Here is a 23,151-nt window from a genome sequence, read left to right as displayed (position 1 = left end):
GCATAAAGGCCTCTCAAGCCTTCGGCGCACCAAACCAAAGCAAGAAACAGGCCCAAATTGATGCATGACCACGCTCGGTTGCCCGGGTCCAAGAATAACTCCCGTAAGATCGGTTGTCTTTGAACTCCGAGTCACGCGCACCTCATGGAAGCTTTTCTTGTCTCAACTGGCATTGTGGCCTTGGCCGAAATGGGCGATAAAACGCAGCTGCTGTCGCTGGTACTGGCTGCCCGGTTCCGCAAACCTTGGCCCATCGTGCTGGGGATTTTGGTGGCCACTTTGGCCAACCACGGTTTGGCGGGCGCGGTGGGCAGCTGGGTCACGACGGTCATGGGGCCTGAGATGCTGCGCTGGGTGTTGGGCGCATCCTTCATCGCCATGGCGGTGTGGATGCTGATTCCCGACAAACTGGACGACGACGAGGGCGACAAAGCGCCGCGCATGGGCGTGTTCCTGACGACTGTGGTGGCTTTCTTTTTGGCCGAAATGGGCGATAAAACCCAAATCGCCACCGTCATGCTGGCGGCCCAATACAACGCATGGTTCATGGTGGTCGCGGGCACCACGCTGGGCATGATGCTGGCCAATGCGCCCGTGGTGTGGCTCGGCGACGCCATCACCCGGCGGGTCCCGCTGCGCATCGTCCACACGGTATCGGCGCTTATTTTTGCCATATTGGGCACAGTGGCCTTGCTCGGCTGGGGCTGATTTATACTTCTCAGGCGCCGATTTGCTCCAGCTTGCGGGCGCAGGAATGCGCAGCATTCCAAAATGCAGCTAAAGAGGCAGAGCCCAACCCGGTATCGCTTCTTGAGCGTCACCGGGTTTTTTCATTTTCGCCATGAGTTTGATCGCCACGCCAGAGTCGATGACTTTTGAAGCCCCTTTGCCTTTGCAAAGCGGTGCGTCCATCCGCGGCTATTCGTTGAGCTACGAAACCTACGGCACGCTCAACGCCGACAAATCCAACGCCGTCTTGATCTGCCACGCGCTCAACGCCTCGCACCATGTGGCGGGCGTCTATGCCGACCAGCCCCAAAACACCGGCTGGTGGGACAACATGATTGGCCCCGGCAAGCCGCTGGACACCGACCAATTTTTCGTCATCGGTGTGAACAACCTCGGCTCGTGCTTTGGCTCGACGGGCCCCATGCATGTGAACCCCGACACGGGTCGGGTTTACGGCGCGGACTTTCCGGTGGTCACGGTGGAAGACTGGGTGAACGCGCAAGCCCGCTTGCTGGATGCATTGGGCATTGCCCGGCTGGCCGCCGTGATGGGCGGCAGCCTGGGCGGCATGCAGGCCCTGAGTTGGACGCTGCAATACCCCGAGCGCGTGAGGCACGCGGTGGTGGTGGCCAGCGCCCCCAACCTGAACGCCGAAAACATCGCCTTCAACGAGGTGGCCCGCCGCGCCATCGTGACCGACCCGGACTTTCACAACGGCCATTTTTACGCGCACGGTGTGGTGCCCAAGCGCGGCTTGCGCATCGCCCGCATGATCGGCCACATCACGTATTTGAGCGACGACGTGATGAACGAAAAATTTGGCCGCGAACTGCGCCAGGCCGTCACGCACAACGCCACCGGCTACAAATACTCCACGCAAGACGTGGAGTTTCAAATCGAAAGCTATTTGCGCTACCAAGGCGACAAGTTCAGCGAGTACTTTGACGCCAACACCTATTTGCTGATCACCCGGGCGCTCGATTACTTTGATCCGGCCCGCGCCTTTGGCGGTGACCTGTCCAAGGCGCTGGCCCGCGCCAGTTGCAAATTCTTGCTGGTCAGCTTTTCCACCGATTGGCGCTTCTCGCCCGCCCGCAGCCGTGAAATGGTCAAAGCCCTGCTGGACAACCGCCGCGACGTGAGCTATGCCGAAATTGATGCGCCGCACGGGCACGATGCGTTTTTGTTGGACGATGCCCGCTACCTGAATGTGGTGCGCTCTTATTTCACCAACATGGCCAAGGCTTTGAACGAAGGCGGTGCGGCATGAGCGACCCCCTGATCATGCAAGCCATGGCCCGCCTGGTGCCGCAAGGCGCCCGCGTGCTCGATTTGGGCTGTGGCGATGGCGCTTTGCTGGCCCATCTGCAACAACACAAGGGCTGCACCGGTTACGGTGTGGAGCTGGACGACGCCAATGTGCACGCCTGTGTGCAACGCGGTGTGAACGTGATCCAGCTGAACCTGGACGAAGGACTGAGCCTGTTTACCGACCAATCGTTTGATGTGGTGCTGCAAATCGACACGCTGCAACACCTGCGCAACGCGGAAACCATGTTGCGCGAGACGGTGCGCGTGGGCCGCGTGGGCATCATCGCTTTTCCCAATTTTGCGCATTGGTTCAACCGCCTGAGTGTGCTGCAAGGCCGCATGCCCGTGACCAAGCGCCTGCCCTACCAGTGGTACGACACGCCCAACATCCGCGTGGGCACGTTTGCTGACTTTGGGGATCTGGCCCACAAAAACAATTTGCAGGTGGTGGACGCTTTTGGCCTGCAAAACGGTCAAGAAGTGCGGACCTGGCCCAACCTGATGGCGGGTACGGCCGTTTACAAACTGCAACGCCGCTGACATGTCTGCGGCGCCCGGCACCCAGGGCATTGACGCCCACAGCCCTTGGCTGATCGCCAATGTGCTCGCGCAAATTTCCTTCGGCCTCTTGGCCATGACCCTGTGCCTGCCGTCCATGCAAGAGTGGGGCGCCATCTTTGCCACCCCCCAAGCCGATGTACAGCTGACCTTCAGCGGCTATGTGGTGGCCTACGGCGCCTTGCAACTGGTGTACGGCCCACTGTCCGACCGGCATGGGCGCCGGCCCATTTTGATGCTGGGCCTGGTGGTGGCGGGGCTGGCCTCTGTCATGGCTGCACTGGCCACCGACATCGCCCAACTGACCGCTGCCCGAGTCCTGCAAGGCGCAGGCAGTGCAGCCAGCATGGTGGTGGGGCGCTCGATGGTGCAAGACCTGTTCAGTGGGCCGCAACGCACACGGGTCATGGCTTACATCGGCATGGCGCTGGGCATGTGCCCACCGCTGGCCACGCTCATCGGCGGTCAGATCCATGTGCGCTGGGGCTGGCCAACCAACTTCATGCTGCTGGCGGTGTTGGCGGCGCTGCTTTGGGTGGCGGCCTGGCTGGGCTTGCCCCGTGTGGCCAAACCCACGCCCCCCGCCGGCCACTGGCTGCGGGCGATGCTCAGCGCCTATGCCCGTTTGCTGCGCGAGCCGCGCTTTTTACTCTATGTCGCCATCCTCGCTGCGACCACGGCCACGTTTTATGCCTTCCTGGCCGGGGCACCCATCGTGCTCAAGGGCTACGGCATCGGCCCGGACGGCATTGGCTGGTTCATCATGGCCGTACCGGTGTCCTACATCCTGGGCAACTTCATGACTTCGCGGCTCATCGCGCAGGCAGGGGAATCGCGCGTGATGGCCTGGGGCCAAGCCCTGACGCTGTGTGGCCTGGTGGTGATGCTGGCGCTGGGGCTGGGTGGGGTGCAAACGGCGCTGGCCGTGGCTTTGCCATTGCTCTTGCTGGGTTTTGGCCACGGCTTGTTGAACCCCCCTGCACTGGCCGGCACGGTGGGGGTGGTGCCCGCACTGGCCGGGTCAGCCGCAGCGGTGGCCGGTCTGATGCAACAACTGACCGGGGCCACCGGCGGTTATGTGGTGGGGCTGGTGCCACACCACGGCGCGGTCAACCTGGGTTGGATGATGCTGGGCTTTGCCCTGATCGGCGCGACAGCGCAGTGCTTGCTTCGAAGGCGCTGAGCGCACGGTCGCCCAGCAGCCTTGCGGCAGGCCTTCAAGCGCTGGCTCGGGCCTTCTCCAGTGCCTCGCGCAACACCTTCAAATCGCCAATGTGGTTGGCCAGCAGCAAAATCAAGCGGGCGTTGAGGGCCTCGCTTTCGTCGTCGCTCAGGCCATGGTGGGCATCGATCAGGTGCTCATAAAACTCGTCGCCGGGCGAGAAGTCGCGGAAAAAGCGGCGACCGCTTTCGTGGAAGTTGGGTTCTGTGGTGAGGGCGGTGGTCATCTCAGTCCTTGCTGCGTTTCAGGCTTGGCCAATGGGGCTGCCAAGGGCACGGGCCAGGGCAGCTTGGAGCTGGGCGATGTCCAGCTGACGCCAGCGGGCCACCACATGCTGGTCGGGGCGCAGCAGGTACAGGGTGCCAGACGTGGCGTCGTAGCGTTTGGCCACCAGGCCTTGGGTGTCGACGATCACTTTCGCGCCGGGGATGCTCAAGGGCCTGGATGTGACAACAAGGGGCGTCACTTGGACAGGTCCATTCGCGCCTGGGGGCGCGCTGCCACAGGACGCGAGCTGGGCCAGCACCTCAGGCGGGGGCACCGCGTCCGCAAACAACAGCACCTGAAAACCTTGGCCCACCTGGTCCAGCAGCCAGGCGTCTTGCCCGTTCACTTGCACGGGCGCATCGTCCATGGGTGCACCGGGCACCATCTGGCCTTCAAACGCATCGACATCTGGCGTGTTGAGCATTGAATCGGTCAAGAAGGACGGCATGGACAGGCGGCCCGAGTTCACCAGCTTGCGCGCAAACGGGTAATGCTTGGCCAGCGCCAACACCTGGTTGCGGAAAGTCTTGCTGGTGCGGCTTTTGGGCGTGATGAAGTCGGTCGAGCGCGTCGAGTTCATGATGTTCTCGTCGGCCGCAAACTGGCGGTCCATCGCGTAGGTGTCGAGCAGTTTCTCACTGGCCTGGCCCTTGATCACCAAACCCAGCTTCCACATCAGATCGTCCGCATCCTGAAAGCCCGAGTTGGCCCCGCGTGCGCCAAACGGCGAGACCTGGTGCGCCGCATCGCCCACAAACAGCACGCGGCCGTGGCGGAAGTCGGTCATGCGGCGGCACTGGAAGGTGTAGATGCTGACCCACTCCAGCTCAAAGGGGCGCTCATCGCCCAGCATGGCCTGCAGGCGTGGAATGACTTTTTCAGGCTTCTTTTCTTCCTCGGGGTCGGCGTCCCAGCCCAGCTGAAAATCGATGCGCCAGACGTTGTTGCTTTGCTTGTGCAGCAGCACGCTTTGGTTGGGGTGGAACGGTGGGTCAAACCAGAACCAGCGCTCGGCAGGGTAGTCGGCCTTCATGATGACATCGGCAATCAGGAAGCGGTCCTGGAACACGCGGCCTTCGATGTCCAGCCCGAGGTGGCGGCGGATCGGGCTGCGTGCGCCATCGGCCACCACCAGCCAGTCGGCTTCGATCACAAACGCGCCGTCGGGCGTTTCCACCGTGAGCGTGGCGTGGTCGTCGTGCGGGGACACCGCGGTCACCTTATGCTGCCAGCGGATGTCCGCGCCCAATTCCAGCGCACGGGCGATCAGCATTTCTTCGACGTGGTACTGCTGCAGGTTGATCATGCCGGGGCGCTTGTGGCCCGCATCGGGCACCAAATTGAACTGGTAGACCTCGTCTTCTTCCAAAAAAGTGCGCCCGATGTTCCAGCTCACGCCCATGTCGCAAGCCTGTTGGGCAATGCCCAGCCGATCCATGATTTCGAGGGAACGCTTGGCGTAACACACCGCGCGGGAGCCGACCGACACCGTCTTGTCGTCGTCCAGCACCAGCACGTCCAATCCCTGCAATCGGGCATCAATGGCAGCGGCCAAGCCCACTGGCCCGGCGCCAATGACGACCAATGGCTTGCGCTGCGGCGGTGGGGTCATCCAGTCGCCAGGCGGCTTGTAGGGGTAGATGGGGTTGATGTGGGCGCCCATGCGTGGTCTCCGGCCTTGGTGAATGCACCTCGCGGTGCGACAGCCGATAATTTACTATAGATAAATCGATTTACCTATCCGTAATTTTCGAGTTGTGGGGCTTTCGCCAAAAACCAACCGTTGACTGCAAGGTTTCAAAAGCCACGCTATCCTCTGAACTTGTCTTTTTGTATGACAAGCCCATGACCTCCAACTTCACACCCGTGACCAGCGGCGCACGCCTTTCCGACCAAGTGGCCGAGCAATTGGCCACCGAGATCCAACAAGGCCGGCTCATGCCCGGTGACAAGCTGCCCACCGAAGCCCGTTTGGTGGCGCAGTTCGAAGTCAGCCGCACGGTGGTGCGCGAAGCGGTATCACGGCTCAAGTCCTTGGGTTTGGTCGACTCACGCCAGGGCAGCGGTGTGTTTGTCAGTCAAAAATTGCCTTTTGCCCCGCTCAACTTTGAAGCCCGCCATGCCGCCTCGCAAGAGGCGGTGATTCAGATGGTGGAGGTGCGCAGAGCCTTGGAGGCCGAGGTGGCCGCATTGGCCGCCGAGCGGCGCAACGAGCGCGATATCCAAGCGATTGAAAGAGCGGTTCAGGACCTGGATGCGGCGGTGCAATCGGGCGGAGATGGGGTGGCCGAAGACGTGAAGTTTCACCATGCCATTGCCAACGCGACGCGCAACCCATTTCTGATTCAGACCTTGGAATACCTGGGCCAATTTTTACACGGGGCCACCCAAGTGACCCGGGCCAACGAGGCCCGGCGCATGGATTTTGCGACGGAAGTTCAAACCGAGCACCAAGCCATCGTGCGCGCGGTCAAAGCGGGTGACGCAGCGGCGGCACGGCAGGCGGCCGCCACCCACATGGGCAATGCCATCACCCGCATTCGCAGTGCAGACCCGGCCTTTTGGCTCCAAGAGGGCGAACGCCTGGCGCAGCCCCTGGTCAAAGGGCTGCGGGGCTGAATCACTCCGCCTTGATGTTGGCGGCCTTGACGACCGACGCATAGCGCGACAAATCACGGGCCATGTCGCGACCAAAGCGTTCTGGGCCGCCTGGGCTGGCTGCGATGCCCAGGGTGTTCAAGCGCTCGCGCACAGCCGGGTCGGTCAACACCGCATTCAGCTCGGCGTTGAGTTTGTCCACAATCGCCCGGGGCGTTTTGGCCGGGGCCAGCAAACCCACCCAAGAGTTGATGTCGAAATCGGACACGCCCGCTTCCATGAAGGTGGGCACATCGGGCATGGACGGCGCACGCTGTGCACTCGACACGGCCACCGCATGCAGCTTGCCCGACTTGACGTGCTGTATGGCGCCCGCCACGGCGGTGTAGACCAGCGGGATGGTGCCGCCCATCACATCGATCATGGCCTGGCCGCCACCCTTGTAGGGAATGTGCGTGAGGTTGGCACCGGTGCGCTGCTTGAGCAGTTCGCCCGCGATGTGCGGTGTGCCGCCTGTGCCGGAGGTGCCATATGACAAGCCACCCGACTGGGTTTTGGACAGGGCAATCACTTGTTGCAAGGTCTTGGCCGGCACGCCAGGGTGCGAGACCAAAATCAAAATGGCATCGCCAATTTTGCCGATGGGGGCAAAGTCTTTGGCGGTATCAAAACCCACTTTGGGAAACACATGCGGGTTGATGACCAGGGTGCCGTCAAAGCCCAACAGCAAGGTGTAGCCATCGGGGTCGGCCGCAGCCACCATCTGCGTGCCAATGTTGCCCGAGGCCCCTGGTTTGTTGTCGACGATCACCTGCTGGCCCAAGCGCTTGGACAACTGCTCAGCGATGAGGCGGCCACTGGTGTCGGTCACGCCGCCCGTGGCAAAAGGCACCACCAGGCGAATGGGTTTGGCAGGGTAGGCCGTTTGCGCAGTGGCGGTGCTGGCGCCGAGCGCCAAACCGCCGCAGACAGCGGCCACCCAGACGGTGCTCAGCGTGGTTTTGAGCCATTGACGGCGGGGTGTTGTGCTCTGGTTTTGCATCGTTGTCTCCAAAAGGTTTCAGGGGAAATCACTCGGTCTCGGCGTAGCGCTTTTCGAACGCCCACACGTCTTCAAAACCCATCAGCTGGGTCAGGTCGGCGAAGTCGTACAACGGCGTGCTGCCCTGGGCCGACGAGCCGGTGTCCTTGAACTGTTGGTACACCTGGGTCATGGCCTGCACACCTGCCAACAAAGCGGTCACCGGGAAGATGGCGATCTTGTAGCCCAGTGCCTCCAGCTCGGGTCGGGTCAACACCGGGGTGCGGCCTTTTTCGACCATGTTGGCCACCAAGGGCACATCCAAGCTTTGGCCTATGCGGCGCATCTCTTCTTCGGACTCGGGCGATTCGACAAACAAAATATCGGCCCCGGCCTTGGCATACGCCTCAGCGCGGCGCAGCGCCTCGTCCAGGCCCAAGGTGGTGCGGGCGTCGGTGCGGGCAATGACCAAGAAGTCTTTGGATTCGCGCGCATCCACCGCCACCTGGATCTTGCGCACCATGTCGGCCATGGGGATGACACGGCGGCCCGGGGTGTGGCCGCATTTTTTGGGGAACTCCTGATCTTCCAGCTGGATGGCGCAAGCGCCTGCAGCTTCGTAGCCCCGGATGGTATGGCGCATGTTGAGCAGGCCGCCATAGCCGGTGTCGGCATCGGCGATCAGGGGCGTGCGGGCCATTCCGGCCATGGCGGTGACGCGGCCGACCATGTCGCTGTAAGTGGCCAAGCCCGCATCGGGCAAACCCATGTGCGAGGCCACGGTGCCGTAGCCCGTCATGTACAACGCGTCAAAGCCGAAGCGGTCGGCCAGCCGCAAAGACACCATGTCAAACACGCCAGGGGCCACCACCAGGCCGGGTTGGTTCAATCGCGCACGCAAAGCAGAGGTTTTGGAGTTCATGCAACAACAGGAGGTGAAGGGTGGTTAAATCACAAAAGTCAACTTCACCATTTCAGCAGAAGAGAACTTCATGGACCTGCACCTTCGCGACAAGCATGTTTTGATCACCGGTGGCAGCAAAGGCATTGGCTTGGCGTGCGCCCAGGCCTTTTTGGAAGAAGGCGCCAAAGTGAGCCTGGTTTCACGCGAGGTGGCCAACCTGAACGCAGCGCGGCAAAAACTTCAAGGCCATTTCCCAGCCGAATGCATCCACACCGTGGCGGCCAATTTGCGCGATGCCAGCGCGGCCTTGGGAGCGCTGGCGTCTGCCGAGTCCGCCTTCGGCCCTGTGGATGTGCTGGTGAACTCGGCAGGCGCGGCCAAACGCACACCGGCCCCCGAGCTCACACCTGAGGCCTTTGCCGATGCCATGCAGGCCAAGTACTTCACCTATGTCCACATGATCACGCCCACCATCCAGCGCATGGCCGCGCGTGGCGCGGGGGTGGTGGTCAACGTGGTGGGCAACGGCGGCAAAGTGGCCAGCCCCATCCACTTGCCTGGCGGTGCCGCCAACGCCGCACTCATGCTGGTGAGCGCGGGTTTGGCGGCGGCTTACGGCGCGCAAGGCATTCGCGTCAACGCCATCAACCCTGGCTTGACCCTGACCGACCGATTGCAAGAGGGCTTGGCCGCCGATGCACGCCTGCAAGGCATCGACACCGAGCAAGCGATGGTGCAAGCCGTGGCCAAAATCCCATTGGGCCGCATGGCCGAACCCGAGGAAATCGCCAACGCGGTGCTGTTTTTGGCGTCCTCCAAAGCGAGTTACATCACTGGCATTTGCATGAGCATGGACGGGGCGATGACCCCGATTGTGGTGTGATGCGCCGCGGGTCTGCTGGCGGACTGGTGTTGGCCCTGATCTGCGGCACAGCCCTGAGTCTTGCGCTGGCCGAACGGCCACCGCTGAAAACCGTGCCTTCGGTCGATGTCCCGCGCTACATGGGCACCTGGTATGAGATTGCCAAATACCCCAACGGGTTTCAGAAGCCGTGCGCCAGCAGCACACAAGCCACTTATTCGCTCCAACCCAATGGCCAGGTGCAGGTGCTCAACCGCTGCAAAACCGACAAGGGCGAATGGCGCGAGGCCTTGGGCGCTGCACGGCAAATCGGCGCAGCGAACTCTGCACAGCTCAAGGTGCGCTTTGCGCCCGAGTGGCTCTCGTTCATTCCGCTGGTCTGGGGTGATTACTGGATCATCGAGCTGGACCCGGACTACCAGTGGGTGGTGGTGAGTGAGCCCCAGCGCGAGTACCTGTGGATTTTGTCGCGCTCACCGCAACTGCCCGCAGCCACCTACCAGGCGTTGCTGGGCAAACTGGACAAGCTGGGTTTTGACCTGAAGCGCCTCGAAACCAGCCCCCCCTGAGTGTTCAGTGCGCCGCTTCGGCCACACGCAGCAGGCGCGCTTCGCTGGGCTGCAACCAACCCTGAGCGGCAGCGTCTTGGGCCAGTTGCGCGATCAAGGCACGGGCATCGGCATGGACCATGGCCACGGGTTGCAAACGCAGCGCAGCATCTGTGAAATGGTGCACCACTTCGGCCACATCGTCTGCGTCCAGCGCGGTGGGTTGCAAAACCGGGCTGCATGGCGCTTGTTGACCCAATGCACGGTAGAACACCGCGGCCAAGTGGCTGGACGCACCGTACACGCTGCGCTGCTGACCCGCCGCCGTCACACGCAAGGTGTAGCCGTATTTGCCTTTGATGCACTGGGCTTGGCTGATGTCTTGGAGCGACAAGTGGTGGACCAGGGTGCCGCTGGCATGCTCTGAAATCAGCAAATTTTGATCGGTCAACAGCCACAATCCACGACCGGCCAAGACCACTCGGCCAGACACATACGCCAACACACGCTCACCAGGCTGGAGATGGTCCCGCATCTGGTCCACATCGGCTTGCTTGAGCAATTGCGCACCATAGGGGTTTTGGCCCTCGATCAAAAGCTCACTCAGTTCATTGCCATTTTTCAAAAAGTCCAACCAAGCCATCAAGTTCTCCCAGTGAACCTCGATGTTCGGTCATCCACCACCCAGACAGGTCCCTCCAAAGGCAATCCACCCACAACATGCAAGGTCATCGCCCCCATGCCGACGCGGCTGGATGCATGCCTTGGTTCGTGCTGATCACCCGCTATGACGGCACGGTAGCCGCCCCGCCAAGGATGGAGCTGGTCAAACACATCCGCGCTCGAATGCGCGGCACACAAGCCGACGGCACACCCGGTGTGACCCGTGACCCCGCGTGCCTCAAGACACCTGCTCGAAAAGTCCACCGGTGCTTGCGCCCAAGCAGTGGCGGTGATTGCCAGCATGCTGGCGATCCCACACGGACGCAGGTTATTTGGGGTCATGACAGGCTCCGGTGTTTGTCCATCGGCCCATCATCGGCTGCTGCGTTAAACCGGTCTGTGCGCTGTCACGCCCAGACACGCAGCTTTGACACTCAGGCGTGGAAGATCGACACCGTCTTGGTGTTCAGGTAAGCCTCCAGCGCCTCCGGGCCGCCTTCGGAGCCGTAACCCGAATCCTTCATGCCCCCAAAGGGCAACTCAGGCCATGGCGCAGCGGGTTGGTTGACCCACAACATGCCCACGTCCAAGCGTTGGTTCAACTGGTGCATGGTTCTCATGGAGTTGGTGAAGGCATAGCCCGCCAAACCAAATGGCAAGCGGTTGGCCTCGGCGATGGCGTCTTCGATCTTGTCAAAACTGCGGATCGCAGCGATCGGGCCAAACGGCTCGTGGTTCACCACGTCGGCGTCGAGCGGCACATGCGAGAGCACGGTGGGCGCGAAGAAATGGCCTTGCGTGCCGATGCGCTCACCGCCGGTGAGGACCTTGGCGCCTTTGGCTCGGGCGTCTTGCACGATGGCCTGCATGGCCGCCAAGCGGCGCTCGTTGGCCAGCGGCCCCATTTGCGTGCCGGCAGCCAAGCCGTCACCCACCTTGAGCGCTTGCGCTTGTTCGGCAAAACGCTGTGCAAATTCGTCGGCAATTTGGTGGTGCACCAAAAAGCGGGTAGGCGAGATGCAAACCTGTCCTGCGTTGCGGAACTTGGCCGCACCCGCGGTCTTCAGGGCCAAGCCGATGTCGGCGTCTTCGGCCAAGATGACCGGGGCGTGCCCCCCCAGCTCCATCGTCACACGCTTCATGTGCTGGCCTGCCAAGGCGGCCAGTTGCTTGCCCACGGGGGTAGAGCCGGTGAAGGTGATTTTGCGGATCAGTGGGTGCGCGATCAAATAGTTGGAAATCTCGGCCGGCGTGCCATAGACCAAACCGATCACGCCAGCGGGCACACCCGCATCGTGGAAGGCGCGGATCAGTTCGGCCGGGGCGGCAGGGGTTTCTTCCGGGGCCTTGACGATGATCGAGCAACCAGTGGCCAAGGCGGCAGACATTTTGCGCACGGCTTGGTTGATGGGGAAGTTCCAGGGCGTGAAAGCCGCCACGGGGCCCACGGGCAACTTCAGCACTTGCTGCTGCACATTCACGTTGCGCGGCGGCACGATGCGGCCATACACGCGGCGGCCTTCTTCGGCAAACCACTCGATGATGTCGGCGGCCGACATGGCCTCGACCTTGGCTTCGCCCAAGGGCTTGCCTTGTTCTTGTGTGAGGAGTTCGGCGATTTGCGGGGCGCGCTCGCGCATCAGGGCCGCCGCTTTGCGCAGGATGGCGCTGCGTTCATTGGCAGGGGTGTCGCGCCAAATTTCAAAACCCTTTTGCGCCGCTTGTGCGGCACGCTCCAGATCCGCGATGCCCGCATGGGCCAAGCGACCGATTTCGGTGCCCGTCGAGGGGTTGAACACGGGCATTGTGCGACCGCCTTCGGCATCGCACCATTGGCCGTTGATGAAGAGTTGGGTATGGGGGTAGGTCATGGTGGCATTGTGGCGCGAAAAACAGGCCATCGCGTCAACACGCGTGACACCCGTCAACGCTCGCCCCAGGGTTTCGGCCCCGCACCGCCCGTTCTCTCTACACTTGGGCTTGTTCGCTTTGAGCGCACTGACCCCCTTCACCTTTCAGGAACCAATATGCAAAGCCTGCGCATCGGCATGATTGGCTTGGGCCTCATGGGCCTGGGCATCGCCACCAACATCGTCCACAAGGGCTACGCCCTCACCGCCATGGCACACCCGGGCAACCAGCCCTTGGATGCGCTGATCGCGTCTGGCGCACGCACCGCCAGCACGGCACAGGCTGTGGCGCAAGCCAGCGATGTGGTCATTTTGTGTGTCAACGGCTCGGCACAGGTCGAAGCCATCTTGGCGGGCGACCAGGGTTTGTTGGCCGGTCTGCGCAAGGGCATGACCGTGATCGACTGCTCGACCAGCTTGCCCGATTCCACCGTGCAGGTGGCCCAACAACTGGCGCAGCAGGGCGTGCGCTTCATGGATGCGGCCATGACCCGAACCCCGAATGAGGCCATGCAAGGGCGGCTGAACCTGTTGGTGGGCGGCGATGAGGCCTTGCTGGCATTTTGCCGCCCCCTGCTGGCCACGTTTGCCGAAAACATCGTGCATGCAGGCGCGGTCGGTGCAGGTCACCGCATGAAACTGCTGCACAACTTTGTCTCTTTGGGGTCGGTCACCTTGCTGGCCGAAGCCGCGGCATGCGCACGTCGCTCGGGCATCGACGACGCGGTGTTTGTGGAAGTTTTGGAAAAAGGCGGCGGCTGGGGTGCCGCACTCGAACGGCTCAAGCCCTATCTGCTGCGCGGCGAAAGCACGGGGCTGCGTTTTTCAATGGGCAACACCCTGAAAGACTTGGGCTATTACGGCGACATGGCCCGAGAAACCGGGGCGCACGACACCATCGCCAAGGCGCTGCACGCGACCGTGGCCCAAGCCTGCCAACAACAAGACCCCCAAACTTTGCTGCCAGAAATCGTGCAGTACTTGTCCACCCAAAGCGCCTGAGGCCCTTCCGCCCACCATGACCCTCCACCACCTGACTGCCTTGCACCCTGTTTTGTTTGTGCCCCATGGCTCACCCATGTTTGCCCTGCATCCGGGTGCGGCAGGGGCGGCCATGAGCGCGCTGGTGCCCCAATTGGACACGCCCCGCGCCATTGTGGTGATCAGCCCCCATTGGGAAACCGCCGTACCGACGGTGGGTTTTTCCAGGCGACCCGAGACCATCCACGACTTTGGCGGTTTTGACCCGCGCCTGTACGACATGCAATACCCCGCCCAGGGCAGCCCTGAAGTGGCTGCGCTGGTGGTCAGCGCCTTGCAAAACGCCGGCCTGCCTGTGGCGCAAGATGCGCAACGCGGCTTAGACCATGGTGCTTGGATTCCGCTGCTTCAGATGTTCCCCTTGGCCAACGTGCCGGTGGTCCCTGTGTCGGTGCAAAGCCACCTGGGCCCGGCCCATGCTTTGCGGGTGGGGCAAGCCCTGTCCACTTTGGCCGATCAAGGGGTGTTGCTCATTGCCTCGGGCAACATCACGCACAACTTGCGTGATCTGATGGTCTTGCGCCGTCAAGGCGGCTCTGCCCCAGACTATGTTCAGGCATTTGCCGACTGGGTCCACCGCCACATGGTGGCGCGCGATACAAACGGCTTGATGGCCTACCGGTCTCAGGCTGCCGGCGAACGCGCCCACCCCACAGACGAGCACCTGCTGCCTTTGTTCAGCGCCGTCGGTGCTGCCGGGCCACAAGCCCAAGCCAGCGCTTTTTTTCGGGGCATCAGTGACGACGTGATTGCCATGGATGGGTACGCGTTTCACGGAGCCGAGCGGCGTCACCTGGCCGACAGATGAATGGCGCTGCCGACTCTAAAGTGACATGTCTTGTCATCCACATGAGGCTTCTTCATGGCCATCTATGAACTGCGCACTTACGCCGTGATCGTCGGAAAAATGTCCGAAGTCATCTCGCATTACACCAACGAAGGCTGGCCTGCCCTGGCCAAGCACCCGCCCAAATTGGTGGGTTACTTCACGGGCGATGTGGGGGCGATCAACGAGCTGATCCATGTCTGGAAGTTCGACGACGACGCCGACCGCCGTGCCTTTTGGGCGGGGGTGTTTGCCGATCCCGAGTTCATGGCCTTTGCCGCCAAGATTCGCCCACTGATGCGCGAGCAAAACAACAAACTCATGCTCTCGGCGCCTTGGGGGCCTCAACCCTGAGCTCGGCCACGCCGGCACCTGGCTGAACCTGTGCACCGGCGGACGCGGGCCACTCCCCGTGTTCACCCTGATGCGAAGGCGATTCAAAATTTGTATGATGACCTGATTAATTTCCTCAGGAATCCCTCATGCAACGCAGAAACTGGATCGCAGCGGCCGCTGCCGTGGTCGCCTTGTCGCCCCTATTGGCCACCACCGCTGGGGCGCAAGCTTGGCCGGCACGCCCCATCAAATTGGTGGTGCCTTTTCCGCCCGGTGGCTTGGTCGACAACATGGCCCGTTTGGTGGCGCCGAAACTGTCGCAAGAATTGGGGCAGCCCATCGTGATTGACAACAAGCCCGGCGCCGGGGGCAACCTGGGTGCTGCCGAAGCGGCCCGCGCAGCGGCCGACGGCTACACCCTCTTGATGGCGTCGCCACCGCTGACCATCAGCCCTGCGCTGTACACCAAGCTGCCCTACAAGCCTGAGCAAATCGTGCCGGTGGGTCTGCTCGGCCGCGTGCCCAATGTGCTGGTGGTCAACCCGGCATCGGGCATCCAGAGCGTGGCCGATTTGAGTGCCCGCATCCAAGCCAAGCCCGGCCAACTCAATTACGCATCCAACGGGCAGGGCACGTCCTTGCACCTGAGCGCCGAACTCTACAAAAGCCAGTCCGGTTTGTTTGTGACCCACATCCCCTACCGGGGGGCAGCGGCGGGTCTGACGGCCGTGATGGCCGACGAGGTCAGCATGATGTTTGACAACCTGCCTTCGGCCCTGGGCCTGATCAACGGCGGCAAACTCAAGGCCTTGGCCGTGACCACGCCGCAGCGCAGCAGCGCCTTGCCCCATGTGCCCACCATGGAAGAAGCTGGCATCAAGGGTTACCAGGTCTTCGCCTGGTTCGGTCTGGCCGCACCTGCGGGCTTGCCTGCACCGGTGGCCCAAAAACTGGAGCAAGCCCTGGAGCGTGTGGCCAAGCAGCCCGAGGTCCAAGCGGCCATCCAAAAAGCCGGTGCCGAGCCCACTTGGGTGAACGCCCAAGGGATGGCCAGCTTCATGCAGGCCGACATGGCGCAATGGAAAAAAGTGGCGGCGTTCGCCAAGATCAACCTGGATTGAGAGGACCCACATGACCACAGTCGGATTGATTGGATTGGGGGCCATGGGCTCGGGCATGGCGCAATCGCTGCGCCGCGCCGGACACAGCGTGCAGGTGTTCGATGTGCGGCGCGAGGTGGCCGAGGCTTTCACGCACGCCGGCGGCACCGCGCATGACACGCTGGCCTCACTGGGCGCGGCGTGTGACGTGGTCGTGTCCGTGGTGGTCAATGCCGCACAGACCGAGAGCGTGCTGTTTGGCGATGGCACCACCCCCGGTTGTGCCGCGAGTATGAAGCCGGGCAGCGTGTTCGTGATGTGCTCCACCGTGGACCCGAATTGGTCGGTGGCCCTTGAAACGCGTCTGGAGGCCATGGGCTTGCGTTACGTGGACGCACCCATCTCGGGGGGCGCGGCCAAAGCCGCCAGCGGCCAGATGACCATGATGACCGCCGGCAAGCCCGAAGCCTACGCCCTGGCCGAGCCATTTTTAAACGCCATGGCGGCCAAGGTTTACAAGCTGGGCGACAGCGCGGGCGCGGGCAGCAAGGTCAAGATCATCAACCAGCTGTTGGCGGGTGTGCACATTGCCGCTGCGGCCGAGGCCATGGCGCTGGGCTTGCGCGAAGGCGTGGACGCCGATGCGCTGTACGAGGTGATCACCCACAGCGCAGGCAACAGCTGGATGTTTGAAAACCGCATGGCCCATGTGCTGGCGGCGGACTACACACCGCTGTCGGCCGTGGACATTTTTGTGAAGGACTTGGGCATCGTGCTCGACATGGCGCGTGCCAGCAAGTTCCCGCTGCCACTGTCCAGCACCGCGCACCAGATGTTCATGCAGGCGAGCACCGCCGGCTTTGCCAAGGAAGACGACAGCGCGGTCATCAAGATTTTCCCGGGCATTGAGTTGCCGAAAGGCAAGGCATGAAAATCCAACTGGGTTGCATTGCCGACGACTTCACGGGCGCCACGGACCTGGCCAACAACCTGGTGCGCTCTGGGATGCGGGTGGTGCAGACCATCGGTGTGCCCACAACCCCTTTGGCAGCCGATGCGGACGCGGTGGTGGTGGCGCTCAAGTCGCGCACCATACCTGCCGCCGAAGCGATTGCGCAATCGCTCGAGGCCTTGAAGTGGCTGCAGGCGCAAGGCGCTCAGCAAATTTATTTCAAATACTGCTCGACCTTTGACAGCACGCCTGAGGGCAACATCGGCCCGGTGACCGAAGCGCTGATGGACGCACTGGGCACAGACTTCACCATCGCCACCCCGGCCTTTCCGGACAACGGCCGCACCGTGTTCAAGGGCTACCTGTTCGCAGGCAACGTGCTGCTCAATGAATCGGGCATGCAAAACCACCCGCTCACACCGATGACCGACGCGAATTTGGTGCGTGTCATGCAGGCGCAAACGAAGCGCAAGGTGGGCTTGATCGACTACAAAACCGTGGCGCAAGGCGAAGCGGCCATCCGCGAACGCATTGCCACACTGCGCGCCGAAGGCGTGGGCGTGGCCGTGGTGGATGCGACCAGCAACGAGGACCTGCACCTGCTTGGGCCAGCCTTGAAAAACATGCCGCTGGTCACCGCCGGTTCGGGCGTGGCCATTGGCCTGCCCGCCAACTTTGGCCTGAAGCCTTCACTTCAGGCAAGCCAGTTACCGGCAGCCAGTGGCTGGCAAGCCGTGGTCTCAGGCAGCTGCTCGCTGGCCACCAATGCCCAAGTGGCGCACTTCAAAAAGACAGGCCGACCCACGATGGCGATCCACCCGGCGGCGCTGATGGACGGCCAAAGCAGCCACGTGGTGCAGCAGGTGCTGGCCTGGGCCGCGCCGCTCTTGAAGGATGGCCCGGTGCTGGTGTATTCCACCGCCGAGCCTGAGGCAGTCAAAGCCGTGCAGGCCCAGCTGGGCGTGGCCGAAGCGGGTGCTTTGGTCGAGCACGCGCTGGCTGCCGTGGCGCGGGGCCTGGTGGATTTGGGTGTGCAGCAGCTGGTCGTGGCGGGCGGCGAAACTTCGGGCGCTTGCGTGCAGGCGCTGGCGATGGCGCAGCTGCAGATCGGTCCGCAGATCGACCCCGGCGTGCCCTGGTGCCATGCGCCAACCCAAGGGGGGGGCGTGCACATCACACTCAAGTCGGGCAACTTTGGCACGGATGACTTCTTCACCAAAGCCTTTAAAGTGCTGGCATGAACTTCACCGAATCCCAAGCCCGCGAGGAGATGTGCCGGGTGGGCCGCAGCCTGTTCGGGCGCGGCTTAGTGCACGCCACGGCGGGCAACATCAGCGTGCGCCTCGATGACGGCTTCCTGATCACACCCACCGACGCGTGCTTGGGCTTTCTGGAGCCGGCACGTCTGGCCAAGCTGGACCTGCAAGGCGAGCAAGTCAGCGGTGACAAGGCCAGCAAGACCATCGCCCTGCACCGCCAGATCTACGCTGCGGCTTGTGAAACCGATGCCAACACGCGCTGCGTGATCCACACCCACAGCACGCACTGCGTGGCGCTCAGCCTGAACGCCCACGGGCCTGAGTTGCTGACGCCGATCACGCCTTATTTTGTGATGAAGGTCGGCCACGTGCCTTTGGTGCGCTACCACCGCCCGGGCAGCCCGGATGCGGCCAAAGAAGTGGCCGATCTGATTCGCCACCACGCCGCGCAAGGCACGCCCATCCGCGCGGTGATGCTGCCGCGCCTGGGGCCCAATGTGTGGCACGACACACCCTCCGCGGCCATGGCCACCCTGGAAGAACTCGAAGCAACTGCGCAGCTGATGCTGCTGCAGCCCCACACCCCACCCCTGCGCGCCACAGACTTGGACGAACTGCGCCAAACCTTTGGTGCCCGTTGGTAACCCCGAAAGAACCCCATGCCCCGCTTTGCCGCCAACTTGTCGATGATGTACCCCGACCTGCCGTTTCTGGATCGCTTTGAAGCGGCCGCCCAAGACGGGTTCAAGGCGGTGGAGTATTTGTTTCCGTACGCCTTTCCAGCCCAAGAGCTGGCCGCACGGCTGAAAAACAACGGCTTGCAACAAGTGCTGTTCAACACGCCCTCAGGTGGCACCGACAGCGCCAGCTTTGCCCAGGCCTGGGCAACTGGCAGCCGGGGCACCGCCAGCGTGCCCGGACGGGAAACCGAATTTCGCACCGGTTTTGTGCAAGCCCTGGTGTATGCAGAAGCGCTGAGCTGCCCTCGCGTGCACGCCATGGTGGGTTTACGAGCAGAGGGTGCCAGCGCTGAGGCCGCAGACGTCACCCTCGTCAGCAACTTGCAATGGGCCGCGGCCGAAGCCGCCAAAGCCGGACGCGACGTCTTGGTCGAGCCCATCAACCCGCGCAGCGTGCCAGGCTTTCACCTCAACCGCCAAGACCATGCGCACCGCATCGTGCAGGCCGTGGGGGCTTCCAATGTGAAGGTGCAAATGGACCTGTTCCACTGCCAGATTGTGGAGGGCGACTTGAGCGCCAAGATCACCCAGTACCTGCCTACAGGCCAGGTTGGCCATTTTCAAATCGCCGAAGTGCCTCACCGCCATGAACCCGGCACGGGCGAAGTGAACTGGACGCACATCTTCCAGGTCATCGACAAGGTGTCGGCCGAATGCGGCTGGCAGGGCTGGATCGGTTGCGAGTACAACCCGGCCGATGCTTCAGCGGGGGGCACATCACGCGGCCTGGGCTGGGTGCGTCCTTATTTGTGAGTCAGGGGTGTGGCGTGATTTGAACTGTGATGGATGATCTTCACTACCTGATATGGGCTGGATTGGCTGCGGCCATGGTGGGCTTGTCCAAAGGGGGTTTGCCCACGGTGGGCATGCTGTCTGTGCCCATCCTGTCGTTGTTCATGTCCCCGGTCAAAGCGGTGGTGATGCTGCTGCCGATCTACATCATCTCTGACATGGTGGGGCTGTGGCTGTACCGCAGGCATTTCAGTGCCATCAATCTGCAAATCCTCGTTCCGGCGGGTGTGGGCGGTGTGCTGGTGGGCTGGCTGACGGCATCCTTGGTGTCTGACACGGCTGTGAAAATGATGATTGGCCTCATGGGGGTCGGCTTTGTGCTCAACACCTGGCGCAAGCGCCACACCGCCCAAACACCGCGCCCAGCCAGTTGGACAAAAGGGCTGGTGTGGGGCAGTTTGTCGGGCTTTTCCAGCTTCATCGCGCATGCGGGTGGGCCGCCATTCCAGGTCTATCTCTTGCCCCAAAAATTACCCAAAGTGGTGTTTGCCGGCACCTCCACCTTGTTCTTTGCCGTCATCAACTTGGCCAAGCTGGGGCCTTACCACCAGCTGCAGCCGTATGGCGCCACTGAACTGACAGGGGCTTTGGTGTTGATCCCGTTCGCCTTGGTGGGCACCGTGGTGGGCGCTTACCTGACCCGCAAAATCGCGGACGACTGGTTCTTCAAATGGGTGCAACTGGGCTTGCTGGTGATTTCCATCAAACTCATCGTTGACGTGATTCGAGCTTGAAGCCAAGGCCAAGGCAAACTTGCCCTGGCCTTGGCGAATGCTCGCTCAAACCATCGGCAATGGCAGTGCGCGCAAGCGCTTGCCGTTGATTGCCGCGATCGCATTGGCAATGGCCGGTGCCAATGGGGGCAGTCCAACTTCGCCAATGCCACCGGGATGGTTGTCGGTGGGCAGCACTTTCACAAACACCTCGGGCGCTTCGTGGGCACGCAGCACTTGGTAAGTGTTCAAGTTGGTTTGCTGGGGTTCACCAGCCCGGAAGTCCATGCGCTCGTGCAAAGCCGCTGACAAACCGAAGATCACGGAGCCTTCAATTTGGGCTTGAACGTTTTGCGGTTGCAAAGCGTGGCCGCAATCCACCGCAGACCAGACCTTGTGCACCTTGGGCCGGCCGTTGACGATGGAGACTTGCACCACCATGCCGCAGAAGGTGTTCCAAGCGTCTGAAAACGCCAGACCCAAGGCATGGCCTTTGGGCAACTTGGCCTTGCCCCACTGCGACATATCAGCCACCGCTTTGAGCACAGCTTGGCCACGTGGGTTCTTGTTGAGCAGGTCCATGCGGTAAGCCAGGGGGTCCGCTTTGACGCCGCGCGCCACTTCGTCGATCAGGGTCTCAAGCGCGAACTTGGTGTAACCGGGGCCCACCGCACGCCAGAAGCCGGCCTGAATACCACGGTCCTCGATCATGAACTGCACACTGTGGTCGGCGATGTCGTAGGTGATTTCTGTGCCTTCCATCACGGGCGCGTCTTTGCCGCCTGAAGCCTTGAACGCGGGCGGCACCACACGGGCATACACCCCCTCAGACACCACGCGGTGCAACAAGCCCACGATTTTGCCCTGCGCGTCCACACCGGCCACCAGGTGCTGCCCCGTCATGGGCCGGTACTTGTCGTGCACCATGTCGTCTTCCCGGGTCCAAATGACCTGAATGGGTGTGCCCGGCATGGCCTTGGCCACCAAGGCCGCATCGGCCGCGTAATCGGCCTCCACCCGACGCCCAAAACCACCCCCGAGCAAGGTGATATTGACCGTGATGTTTTCAGGCTTGAAGCCGGCCGCCCCCGCCACGGTGCCACTGACAAAGGAGGCCGATTGGGCCGGTGCCCAGACTTCGATTTTCTCGCCGTCCACACGTGCGGTGCAGTTCATGGGCTCCAAGCAAATGTGGCTGACCATTTCGCTGGTGTAAGTGGCACTGAAAGTGCGCGTGGCACCGGCCAACTGCTTGGCGGCGTCACCATGGGCAATGAAGGCCACGCCTTTGTCATACAAATCCTCGGCCCGCTTGGTGTACTCCACGCGCATTTGATCGGTGTACTGAACCCGCGCCTTGGCTTGTTGACTCCAGACGACCTTGAGTTTGTCACGCGCCATTTTGGCGGTGTAAAACGAATCGGCCACCACCGCCACGCCATAGGGCAAGCGGACCACGTTTTGGACCCCAGCCACCGCACGGGCTGCGCTGTCGTCCACGCGCTCAGGGGTTTCGCCCTGCACCGGCGCACGCAACACCGACGCCCACAACATGCCGGGCAGTCGCTGGTCAATCCCGTACATGGCTTGGCCGCTGGATTTGGCCGGTACGTCCACGCGGGGAATGTCTTTGCCGATCAGGCGGAACTGCGCCATCGGCTTGAGCATGCTTTTGTCGACTTTGGGCAGATCGGCCGGAACCGTCGCCACTTTGGCGATGTCGGCATAGGTCATGGTGCGGCCACTGCTGTGGATCACGCGGCTGGCCTCGGTGCGCAGCTCGGCAGCCGGCACACCCATGGCTTGCGCAGCGGCATTCACCATCACCAGACGGGCTTGGGCACCCGCCAGACGCAGCGGCTCGTAGTAGCCTTGCACCGTGCGCGAAGCCCCTGTGGTCATGCCACCACCAAAGCGCGGGTTGCCAAAACGCTTGGGGTCACTGGGCGACTGCACCACGCGCACTTGGCCCCAGTCCAGGTCCATCTCTTCGGCCAGCAGCAAAGGCATGGCGGTCATGGTGCCTTGGCCCATCTCGGCGGCGGGCGACATCAAGGTCACGACACCATCCAAGCCAATGTTGATCCAGCTGTTGGGGCCAAAGCCACCTGCGCCAGGTGCTTGGGCCAGAGCCAATTCGGTGTGTGTCAAGCCAAAGGACAGGCCCAAGGCCAAGCCCCCCGAGCCAAGGATGAAGGAGCGGCGAGAGACGCTCGGTGTCATGGCGGTGTTCATCGTTTTCATGCCTTGCCTCCTTTGAGGGTTTTTTGGGCGTGCGAGACGGCGCTGGCAATCTGGTTGTAGGTGCCGCAGCGGCAAATGTTGCCACTCATGGCTTCCAGAATTTCGGTGCGGCTCAGGTCTTTCTTGACCACACTGATCACCTTGGCCGCGGTCATGAGCTGACCCGACTGGCAATAACCGCACTGCGGGGCCTGGGCCTTGACCCAACCGGCTTGCAGGGCTTGGCCGGTGGGGGTCTTCATCAGACCCTCCACGGTGGTGATGTTTTTGCCTTCCACGGCCGAAACCGGCAGTGCGCAAGAACGCACCGGCTCACCGTTGAGGTGCACCGTGCAAGCACCGCACTGGGCGATGCCACAACCGAACTTGGTGCCCGTGAGGTTGAGTTTCTCGCGGATGACCCACAGCAAAGGGGTCTGCGGCGTGGCATCGACCGAGACGGCCTCGCCATTGACTTTGAATCGAACCATGCGTTTCTCCTGTTGAACGCTGACGGATGAAAGGGGCGACGCCCCACTGACTGCGTACGGTTTGCCACGGCTGCACGCGCTTTCG

The 23,151-nt window shown here is 62.3% G+C and carries 24 protein-coding genes; 16 read left to right on the top strand and 8 right to left on the bottom strand.

Annotated elements, in window-relative coordinates:
- Window positions 1-144: 144 nt before the first annotated feature.
- From ACHEXK_RS15520 to ACHEXK_RS15505, 4 genes are all read left to right on the top strand, one after another.
- Window positions 145-708 (top strand): TMEM165/GDT1 family protein, encoded by a 564-nt coding sequence (locus tag ACHEXK_RS15520; RefSeq protein WP_416547206.1) that lies wholly within the window; start codon window positions 145-147, stop codon window positions 706-708.
- 133 nt (window positions 709-841) lie between these two features.
- A complete protein-coding gene (metX, locus tag ACHEXK_RS15515) occupies window positions 842-1,999 on the top strand; it encodes a homoserine O-succinyltransferase MetX (protein WP_416547205.1) in 1,158 nt (385 codons plus the stop codon).
- On the top strand, window positions 1,996-2,580 hold the full coding sequence (gene metW / locus ACHEXK_RS15510) for a methionine biosynthesis protein MetW (RefSeq protein ID WP_416547204.1): 585 nt from the start codon (window positions 1,996-1,998) through the stop codon (window positions 2,578-2,580). Before metX ends, metW begins: the two co-directional genes overlap by 4 nt.
- Before the next feature lies 1 nt (window position 2,581).
- Complete coding sequence (locus tag ACHEXK_RS15505) at window positions 2,582-3,781, top strand: Bcr/CflA family efflux MFS transporter (RefSeq protein WP_416547203.1); 1,200 nt, start codon at window positions 2,582-2,584, stop codon at window positions 3,779-3,781.
- A gap of 34 nt (window positions 3,782-3,815) precedes the next feature.
- Here ACHEXK_RS15505 and ACHEXK_RS15500 read toward each other — a convergent pair whose 3' ends face one another.
- Together ACHEXK_RS15500 and ACHEXK_RS15495 are read right to left on the bottom strand one after the other, a co-directional pair.
- Window positions 3,816-4,046: a DUF2783 domain-containing protein gene (locus ACHEXK_RS15500; RefSeq protein WP_416547202.1), complete on the bottom strand. Its 231-nt coding sequence runs from the start codon at window positions 4,044-4,046 to the stop codon at window positions 3,816-3,818.
- Window positions 4,047-4,064: 18 nt separating this feature from the next.
- Window positions 4,065-5,750, bottom strand: coding sequence for an FAD-dependent oxidoreductase (locus ACHEXK_RS15495; protein WP_416547201.1), 1,686 nt, complete (start codon window positions 5,748-5,750; stop codon window positions 4,065-4,067).
- 182 nt (window positions 5,751-5,932) lie between these two features.
- On the opposite strand from ACHEXK_RS15495, the gene ACHEXK_RS15490 reads away from it, so the two are divergent.
- The gene (locus ACHEXK_RS15490) at window positions 5,933-6,706 is read left to right on the top strand and encodes a FadR/GntR family transcriptional regulator (protein WP_416547200.1); all 774 of its coding nucleotides are present in this window, start codon (window positions 5,933-5,935) and stop codon (window positions 6,704-6,706) included.
- 1 nt (window position 6,707) lies between these two features.
- On the opposite strand, the gene ACHEXK_RS15485 is transcribed toward ACHEXK_RS15490, so the two are convergent.
- On the bottom strand, window positions 6,708-7,727 hold the full coding sequence (locus ACHEXK_RS15485; protein ID WP_416547199.1) for a Bug family tripartite tricarboxylate transporter substrate binding protein: 1,020 nt from the start codon (window positions 7,725-7,727) through the stop codon (window positions 6,708-6,710).
- A 28-nt stretch (window positions 7,728-7,755) separates the two neighbouring features.
- Window positions 7,756-8,628: an isocitrate lyase/PEP mutase family protein gene (locus ACHEXK_RS15480; protein ID WP_416547198.1), complete on the bottom strand. Its 873-nt coding sequence runs from the start codon at window positions 8,626-8,628 to the stop codon at window positions 7,756-7,758.
- Between the two features lie 70 nt (window positions 8,629-8,698).
- Here ACHEXK_RS15480 and ACHEXK_RS15475 point away from each other — a divergent pair, with 70 nt between their 5' ends.
- A complete protein-coding gene (locus ACHEXK_RS15475; protein WP_416547197.1) occupies window positions 8,699-9,493 on the top strand; it encodes an SDR family oxidoreductase in 795 nt (264 codons plus the stop codon).
- Window positions 9,493-10,041 carry a lipocalin family protein gene (locus ACHEXK_RS15470; protein ID WP_416547196.1) on the top strand — a complete coding sequence of 183 codons (549 nt, stop codon included), beginning with the start codon at window positions 9,493-9,495 and terminating at the stop codon, window positions 10,039-10,041. Before ACHEXK_RS15475 ends, ACHEXK_RS15470 begins: the two co-directional genes overlap by 1 nt.
- 4 nt (window positions 10,042-10,045) lie before the next feature.
- Here the strand turns inward: ACHEXK_RS15470 and ACHEXK_RS15465 are convergent, their stop codons facing one another.
- Window positions 10,046-10,663, bottom strand: coding sequence for a hypothetical protein (locus tag ACHEXK_RS15465; protein WP_416547195.1), 618 nt, complete (start codon window positions 10,661-10,663; stop codon window positions 10,046-10,048).
- 454 nt (window positions 10,664-11,117) lie between these two features.
- Window positions 11,118-12,554 carry an NAD-dependent succinate-semialdehyde dehydrogenase gene (locus tag ACHEXK_RS15460; RefSeq protein ID WP_416547194.1) on the bottom strand — a complete coding sequence of 479 codons (1,437 nt, stop codon included), beginning with the start codon at window positions 12,552-12,554 and terminating at the stop codon, window positions 11,118-11,120.
- 156 nt (window positions 12,555-12,710) lie between these two features.
- Here ACHEXK_RS15460 and ACHEXK_RS15455 point away from each other — a divergent pair, with 156 nt between their 5' ends.
- From ACHEXK_RS15455 to ACHEXK_RS15415, 9 genes are all read left to right on the top strand, one after another.
- Window positions 12,711-13,595 (top strand): NAD(P)-dependent oxidoreductase, encoded by an 885-nt coding sequence (locus tag ACHEXK_RS15455; protein WP_416547193.1) that lies wholly within the window; start codon window positions 12,711-12,713, stop codon window positions 13,593-13,595.
- A gap of 16 nt (window positions 13,596-13,611) precedes the next feature.
- Window positions 13,612-14,442: a DODA-type extradiol aromatic ring-opening family dioxygenase gene (locus ACHEXK_RS15450; RefSeq protein WP_416547192.1), complete on the top strand. Its 831-nt coding sequence runs from the start codon at window positions 13,612-13,614 to the stop codon at window positions 14,440-14,442.
- A gap of 54 nt (window positions 14,443-14,496) precedes the next feature.
- Window positions 14,497-14,814, top strand: a complete 318-nt coding sequence (locus ACHEXK_RS15445) for an NIPSNAP family protein (RefSeq protein WP_416547191.1) — start codon at window positions 14,497-14,499, stop codon at window positions 14,812-14,814.
- Window positions 14,815-14,942: 128 nt separating this feature from the next.
- Window positions 14,943-15,917 carry a Bug family tripartite tricarboxylate transporter substrate binding protein gene (locus ACHEXK_RS15440; protein ID WP_416547190.1) on the top strand — a complete coding sequence of 325 codons (975 nt, stop codon included), beginning with the start codon at window positions 14,943-14,945 and terminating at the stop codon, window positions 15,915-15,917.
- A 10-nt stretch (window positions 15,918-15,927) separates the two neighbouring features.
- Window positions 15,928-16,827, top strand: a complete 900-nt coding sequence (gene ltnD, locus ACHEXK_RS15435) for an L-threonate dehydrogenase (RefSeq protein WP_416547189.1) — start codon at window positions 15,928-15,930, stop codon at window positions 16,825-16,827.
- Entirely contained in the window at window positions 16,824-18,089 is a 1,266-nt protein-coding gene (gene otnK / locus ACHEXK_RS15430) for a 3-oxo-tetronate kinase (protein WP_416547188.1), read from the top strand. Before ltnD ends, otnK begins: the two co-directional genes overlap by 4 nt.
- Window positions 18,086-18,751: an aldolase gene (locus tag ACHEXK_RS15425; protein ID WP_416547187.1), complete on the top strand. Its 666-nt coding sequence runs from the start codon at window positions 18,086-18,088 to the stop codon at window positions 18,749-18,751. The genes otnK and ACHEXK_RS15425 overlap by 4 nt, the downstream gene beginning before the upstream one ends.
- A gap of 15 nt (window positions 18,752-18,766) precedes the next feature.
- The gene (gene otnI / locus ACHEXK_RS15420; protein WP_416547186.1) at window positions 18,767-19,600 is read left to right on the top strand and encodes a 2-oxo-tetronate isomerase; all 834 of its coding nucleotides are present in this window, start codon (window positions 18,767-18,769) and stop codon (window positions 19,598-19,600) included.
- 29 nt (window positions 19,601-19,629) lie between these two features.
- Window positions 19,630-20,373: a sulfite exporter TauE/SafE family protein gene (locus ACHEXK_RS15415; protein ID WP_416547185.1), complete on the top strand. Its 744-nt coding sequence runs from the start codon at window positions 19,630-19,632 to the stop codon at window positions 20,371-20,373.
- Between the two features lie 45 nt (window positions 20,374-20,418).
- Here ACHEXK_RS15415 and ACHEXK_RS15410 read toward each other — a convergent pair whose 3' ends face one another.
- Together ACHEXK_RS15410 and ACHEXK_RS15405 are read right to left on the bottom strand one after the other, a co-directional pair.
- Window positions 20,419-22,596, bottom strand: a complete 2,178-nt coding sequence (locus ACHEXK_RS15410) for a molybdopterin cofactor-binding domain-containing protein (RefSeq protein WP_416547184.1) — start codon at window positions 22,594-22,596, stop codon at window positions 20,419-20,421.
- Window positions 22,593-23,066, bottom strand: coding sequence for a (2Fe-2S)-binding protein (locus ACHEXK_RS15405; protein ID WP_416547183.1), 474 nt, complete (start codon window positions 23,064-23,066; stop codon window positions 22,593-22,595). Before ACHEXK_RS15405 ends, ACHEXK_RS15410 begins: the two co-directional genes overlap by 4 nt.
- Window positions 23,067-23,151: the final 85 nt, after the last annotated feature.

The organism is Limnohabitans sp. DCL3 (genome assembly GCF_048019295.1).
Classification (GTDB): Bacteria; Pseudomonadota; Gammaproteobacteria; order Burkholderiales; family Burkholderiaceae_C; genus Limnohabitans_A.
The sequence above is the reverse complement of the archived record's forward strand: the minus strand, read 5'-3'. Positions and strand labels throughout refer to the sequence as shown.

Bases quoted from the DNA above. Each gene is read 5' to 3' on its own strand.
- ACHEXK_RS15520 (WP_416547206.1), top strand. From the start codon at position 145: ATGGAAGCTTTTCTTGTCTCAACTGGCATTGTGGCCTTGGCCGAAATG.
- metX (WP_416547205.1), top strand. From the start codon at position 842: ATGAGTTTGATCGCCACGCCAGAGTCGATGACTTTTGAAGCCCCTTTG.
- metW (WP_416547204.1), top strand. From the start codon at position 1,996: ATGAGCGACCCCCTGATCATGCAAGCCATGGCCCGCCTGGTGCCGCAA.
- ACHEXK_RS15505 (WP_416547203.1), top strand. From the start codon at position 2,582: ATGTCTGCGGCGCCCGGCACCCAGGGCATTGACGCCCACAGCCCTTGG.
- ACHEXK_RS15500 (WP_416547202.1), bottom strand. From the start codon at position 4,046: ATGACCACCGCCCTCACCACAGAACCCAACTTCCACGAAAGCGGTCGC.
- ACHEXK_RS15495 (WP_416547201.1), bottom strand. From the start codon at position 5,750: ATGGGCGCCCACATCAACCCCATCTACCCCTACAAGCCGCCTGGCGAC.
- ACHEXK_RS15490 (WP_416547200.1), top strand. From the start codon at position 5,933: ATGACCTCCAACTTCACACCCGTGACCAGCGGCGCACGCCTTTCCGAC.
- ACHEXK_RS15485 (WP_416547199.1), bottom strand. From the start codon at position 7,727: ATGCAAAACCAGAGCACAACACCCCGCCGTCAATGGCTCAAAACCACG.
- ACHEXK_RS15480 (WP_416547198.1), bottom strand. From the start codon at position 8,628: ATGAACTCCAAAACCTCTGCTTTGCGTGCGCGATTGAACCAACCCGGC.
- ACHEXK_RS15475 (WP_416547197.1), top strand. From the start codon at position 8,699: ATGGACCTGCACCTTCGCGACAAGCATGTTTTGATCACCGGTGGCAGC.
- ACHEXK_RS15470 (WP_416547196.1), top strand. From the start codon at position 9,493: ATGCGCCGCGGGTCTGCTGGCGGACTGGTGTTGGCCCTGATCTGCGGC.
- ACHEXK_RS15465 (WP_416547195.1), bottom strand. From the start codon at position 10,663: ATGGCTTGGTTGGACTTTTTGAAAAATGGCAATGAACTGAGTGAGCTT.
- ACHEXK_RS15460 (WP_416547194.1), bottom strand. From the start codon at position 12,554: ATGACCTACCCCCATACCCAACTCTTCATCAACGGCCAATGGTGCGAT.
- ACHEXK_RS15455 (WP_416547193.1), top strand. From the start codon at position 12,711: ATGCAAAGCCTGCGCATCGGCATGATTGGCTTGGGCCTCATGGGCCTG.
- ACHEXK_RS15450 (WP_416547192.1), top strand. From the start codon at position 13,612: ATGACCCTCCACCACCTGACTGCCTTGCACCCTGTTTTGTTTGTGCCC.
- ACHEXK_RS15445 (WP_416547191.1), top strand. From the start codon at position 14,497: ATGGCCATCTATGAACTGCGCACTTACGCCGTGATCGTCGGAAAAATG.
- ACHEXK_RS15440 (WP_416547190.1), top strand. From the start codon at position 14,943: ATGCAACGCAGAAACTGGATCGCAGCGGCCGCTGCCGTGGTCGCCTTG.
- ltnD (WP_416547189.1), top strand. From the start codon at position 15,928: ATGACCACAGTCGGATTGATTGGATTGGGGGCCATGGGCTCGGGCATG.
- otnK (WP_416547188.1), top strand. From the start codon at position 16,824: ATGAAAATCCAACTGGGTTGCATTGCCGACGACTTCACGGGCGCCACG.
- ACHEXK_RS15425 (WP_416547187.1), top strand. From the start codon at position 18,086: ATGAACTTCACCGAATCCCAAGCCCGCGAGGAGATGTGCCGGGTGGGC.
- otnI (WP_416547186.1), top strand. From the start codon at position 18,767: ATGCCCCGCTTTGCCGCCAACTTGTCGATGATGTACCCCGACCTGCCG.
- ACHEXK_RS15415 (WP_416547185.1), top strand. From the start codon at position 19,630: ATGGATGATCTTCACTACCTGATATGGGCTGGATTGGCTGCGGCCATG.
- ACHEXK_RS15410 (WP_416547184.1), bottom strand. From the start codon at position 22,596: ATGAAAACGATGAACACCGCCATGACACCGAGCGTCTCTCGCCGCTCC.
- ACHEXK_RS15405 (WP_416547183.1), bottom strand. From the start codon at position 23,066: ATGGTTCGATTCAAAGTCAATGGCGAGGCCGTCTCGGTCGATGCCACG.